Genomic DNA, 4,858 nt, shown 5'->3' with positions numbered 1-4,858 from the left:
CGCGGCCGCGGTGACCGAGGAGCGCGCCGTCGAGCTCACCGCCGCGCACGGGGACGCGCTGTCGGTAGCGGCGGTCAACGGCCCGTCGTCGGTGGTGATCTCCGGTGACGCGGACGCCATCGATCGGGTCGAGCGACAGCTGTCGGATGCGGGGGTCAAGACATCCCGGCTGCGTGTCAGCCATGCGTTCCATTCCGCGCGGATGGATCCCATGCTGGCCGAATTCCGGGCCGTCGCCCAGCGGCTGACGTACCGGACGCCGACGGTGGCGGTGGTGTCGAATGTCTCCGGCATGCTCGCCGAGGCCGAACTGACCGACCCGGGATACTGGGTCGAGCAGTTGCGCGGTTGTGTGCGGTTCGCGCCGGGCGTGGACGCCCTGGTGACCGCCGGGGTCCGCCGCTTCGTCGAAATCGGCCCGGACGCGGTGCTCGCGGCGACGACACGCCGGTGCCTGGCCGAACACCCGGAGGCGGAAGCCGAGTCGATGGTGACCGCCGCGTCACGTCGTTCGACCGACGAGGTGACGCAGTACGTCACCATGCTCGCGCACGCCCACACGGCCGGTATCGACGTGCACTGGCGGCCGCTGTTCGCCGGTCGGCCGCTGACCCGTGTGGCGCTGCCGACGTATGCGTTCCAACGACAGCGGTACTGGTTGGAACCGCTCGCGATCGAGGCGTCACTGAAGTCATCGGATCATCCGATGCTCACCGGCGCCGTGCCGTTGGCCGGGCGGGACGAATGGCTGTTCACCGGCCGGCTGTCGGTTCGGACCCATCCGTGGCTGGCCGACCACGTCGCCTTCGGATCGGTGCTGCTGCCGGGCACCGCCTTCGTAGAACTGGCGCTGACCGCGGGCGCCCGGCTCGGCACCGGCCTCGTCGAGGAACTGCTGCTGGAAGCGCCGCTGCTGCTCGCCGAGAACACCGTGGTCGATATCCAGTTGACCGTCGAACCCGCCGACGAGGCGGGTGCGCGCCGGTTCGTCGTCTATTCGCGCGCGGTCGCGGCCGAGGATGCCGATGCGGGCGAGTGGGTGCCGCATGCCAACGGCATCCTCGCCCCCGGGACGGAAGGTGTGCCCGCGTGGGTCGAATCGGGATGGGCCGCCTCGGCGGCGGACACGGAATGGCCGCCGGCCGGGGCCGAACCGGTGCCGGTCGACCGGCTCTACGACCAGCTGGCGCGCCTCGGGTTCGATTACGGTCCGGTGTTCCAGGGCGTCACGTCGGCCTGGCGCGACGGTGACGACCTGCTCGCGGAGGTGTCGCTGCCGGCCGAATCGGGCGAGCAGGCAAGGGCTTTCGGGATGCACCCGGCCCTGTTGGACGCCGCCTTCCACACCGCGATCACCGAACTCGCCCAGGACATGCCCACGGGCAGGCTGCCGCTGCCGTTCTCGTTCGGCGGCGCCCGGCTGTACCGCGCGGGGACGGACGCCGTCCGGGTGCGGCTGGAGCGCTCGGGCGCCGGACGCGTCCGGGTGACCGCCGTCGACGACACCGGTGCGCCCGTGCTGAGCCTGGAATCGCTCACCGCTCGCCCGGTGGACGCCGAGGCGCTCGGCCGCGGAGCCGGGCGGCGCGCCTCCTTGTCGGACATCGAATGGGTACCGGTGCCGGCGGCCCAGGGCGCAACGGCCGCGACGGTCGCGCTGCTCGGCGACGCGGACGTGGCCGGTGCCGAACTGCGCGGCGCGGAACTCGCCGATCTGCTCGGTGAGCCGGCGCCGGAGATCGTCGTGTGGTCGCCCACCGGTGCCGAAAGCGACACGATGGCACGGACGCGAGACCGGCTGCGAGCGACACTGGAGCTGTTGCAGTCGTGGCAGGCAGGGGGAGGGCACGAGTCGCGGCTGGTGATCCTGACCCGCGGAGCAGCCGGCCTGCCGGACGAGCGGCCGGACCCGGCGAGTGCCGCGGTGTGCGGACTGGTGCGCAGTGCCCAGGCCGAGCACCCCGGCCGGTTCGTTCTCCTCGACGCTTCCCCGGAGGACGAGGTCACCGCCGAGATGGTCACCGCGGCGGTGCGGTCGGACGAGCCGCAGCTGGCCGTGCGCGGCGGTGGCTTGCGCGTCCCGCGACTGCGCAAGCAGCACGCGGCGGTCACGGCGGACGGCAATTCGTTCGGCACGGGCGCGGTGCTGATCACCGGCGGCACCGGCGGCCTGGGCGCGGAGCTGGCTCGGCACGTCGTCGCCACGCACGGCGTGCGGCGACTGGTGCTGGTGTCGCGGCGCGGTGAACACGCCGACGGGGTGCCCACGCTGGTGAGCGAGCTGACCGCCGCAGGCGCGCAGGTGCGCGTGGCGGCCTGCGACGTGAGCGATCGGGCCGCGGTCGCGGCGCTGCTTGCCGGACTGCCCGGCGAATTCGCACCCAGCGCGGTGATCCATTCCGCGGGTGTGCTCGACGACGCCACCATCGAGACCCTGACCACCGGGCAGCTCGATCGCGTACTGGCGTCGAAGGCCGACGCCGCGTGGCATCTGCACGAGCTGACCCGCGACCTCGCGGCATTTGTGCTGTTCTCGTCGGTCGCGGGTGTGGTGGGCTCCCCCGGCCAGGGCAACTATGCGGCGGCGAACGCGTTCCTGGACGCGCTGGCGTTCCAGCGGCGCGCGGCGGGCTCGCCCGCGGTATCGATCGCATGGGGCTCGTGGAACCAGAGCATCGGCATGACCAGCGGTCTGGGCGGTGCGGCGATGGCGCGGATGGGCCGTCTCGGCGTGCGGCCGTTGACCACGGCGGACGGTTTGGCGCTGTTCGATCGCGCCGTCGCCGCGCCGTCGCCGGTCCTGATCGCGACGGAGTTCGATACCGAGGCGCTGGCGGTCCAGGCCCGCGAAGGGGCGCTGCCGCGGCTGTTGCAGTCGATCGTCGCGGTGCCCGTGCGGCGGGCCGCCGACACGAGCGGGACATTGGCGCGTCGCCTGGCCGCCGCGCCGGAACACGATCGTCCGGCGATCGTGCTGGATGTCGTGCGCGAACAGGTCGCCGGTGTGCTCGGCCATATCTCCGGCGACGCCGTCGATCCCGCCGCGCCGTTCACCGAACTGGGCTTCGATTCGCTGGCCGGGGTGGAGTTCCGCAATCGTCTCGCCAAGGCCACCGGCGTGCAGCTGCCGTCCACGCTGGTGTTCGACCACCCCACCGCCGCGGCGGTGGCCGCGTTCGTGCGCTCCCGGGTCGGTGACGGGGACGAGGCCGAAGCGGGCCGCGCCGCCCGGGTCAAACGCCGCGTCCGCACCGACGAGCCCATCGCGATCGTGGGAATGAGCTGCCGGTACCCGGGCGGCGCTAGCTCACCCGACGGACTGTGGGAGCTGGTGGCGGCCGGAACGGACGCGATCGGCGAGTTCCCGGCCGATCGCGGCTGGGATCTGGACCGGCTGTTCCATCCCGACCCCGACCACTCCGGGACCTCGTACCTGCGGTACGGCGGCTTCCTCGCCGAAGTCGCGGAGTTCGACGCGGGGTTCTTCGGGATCGGGCCGCGCGAGGCGTCGGCCATGGATCCGCAGCAGCGCTTGCTGCTCGAGGCGTCGTGGGAAGCACTGGAGCACGCCGGCATCGACCCGGCGTCGTTGCGGGGCAGCGACGCCGGCGTCTTCACCGGCGTGTCGTACCAGGACTACGAGGAGATCGCCAAAGCCGCGGGCGCGATCGCGGAAGGCTATGTCGGTACCGGCTCGACCAGCAGCGTGCTCTCCGGCCGGGTGGCCTACACGCTGGGGTTGGAAGGCCCGGCGGTCACCGTGGACACGGCGTGTTCGTCGTCGCTGGTGGCGATTCATCTGGCCTGTCAGGCGCTGCGCCAAGGGGAGAGTTCGCTGGTGCTGGCCAGTGGCGCGCAGGTGATGTCTACACCGTTCATGTTCTTGGAGTTCTCCCGCCAGCGCGGGTTGTCGCGCGACGGGCGCTGTAAGGCGTTCTCCGCGTCCGCCGACGGCGTGGGCTGGTCCGAGGGCGTGGGTGTGCTGGTGTTGGAGCGTTTGTCGGACGCGCGGCGCGCGGGGCACGAGGTGCTGGCGGTTATTCGTGGTTCGGCGGTGAATCAGGACGGTGCGAGCAATGGTTTGACCGCGCCGAACGGTCCGTCGCAGGAGCGGGTGATCGCGGCGGCGCTGGCCGCGGCGGGGTTGTCGCCCGCGGATGTGGACGTGGTGGAGGCCCACGGCACGGGCACGCCGCTGGGTGATCCGATCGAGGCGCAGGCGTTGATCGCGACCTACGGACAAGGGCGCGCCGAACCGTTGTGGGTCGGTTCCCTGAAATCGAATATCGGTCATTCGCAGGCCGCCTCGGGTGTCGGCGGCGTGATCAAGATCGTGCAGGCGCTGCGGCACGAGACCTTGCCGAAGACGCTGCACGTGGACGCGCCCTCGCCGCACGTGGATTGGTCGGCGGGATCGGTGCGGCTGCTCACCGAGGAACGGCCGTGGCCCGCGTCGGTGGACCGGGTGCGCCGGGCCGGCGTGTCCTCGTTCGGCATCAGCGGCACCAACGCGCACCTGATCCTCGAGGAGGCCGCCGCGGGCGCGGAGCACGCCACCGCGCCGGTCACCACGGACGCTCCCGCCGCGGGCGGGGACATGGTTCCGCTGGTGGTGTCGGCGAAAACCGAAGCGGGCCTGCGCGCCCAAGCCGGGCGGCTGCGCGACTGGGTGGCGGCGCATCCGGAGGCGGACCCGGCGGACGTCGCCCACACCCTGCTGACCACGCGCACGCGGTTCGATCGGCGCGGCGTCGTCGTCGCGGGCGACCGGGAGGCCATGCTCACCGGTCTGGCCGATCTCGCGGCGGGTGTCTCGTCACCGGATGTGGCGGAAGGCGCGCCCGTCGGCGGCAAGATC

The 4,858-nt window shown here is 72.4% G+C and carries 1 protein-coding gene; it reads left to right on the top strand.

The features are described from left to right. On the top strand, positions 1-4,858 hold a 4,858-nt coding region (locus NNI01S_RS32835), incomplete at both ends, for a type I polyketide synthase (RefSeq protein ID WP_157115170.1).

The organism is Nocardia niwae NBRC 108934 = DSM 45340 (genome assembly GCF_001613465.1).
Taxonomy (GTDB): domain Bacteria; phylum Actinomycetota; class Actinomycetes; order Mycobacteriales; family Mycobacteriaceae; genus Nocardia; species Nocardia niwae.
The sequence above is the reverse complement of the archived record's forward strand: the minus strand, read 5'-3'. Positions and strand labels throughout refer to the sequence as shown.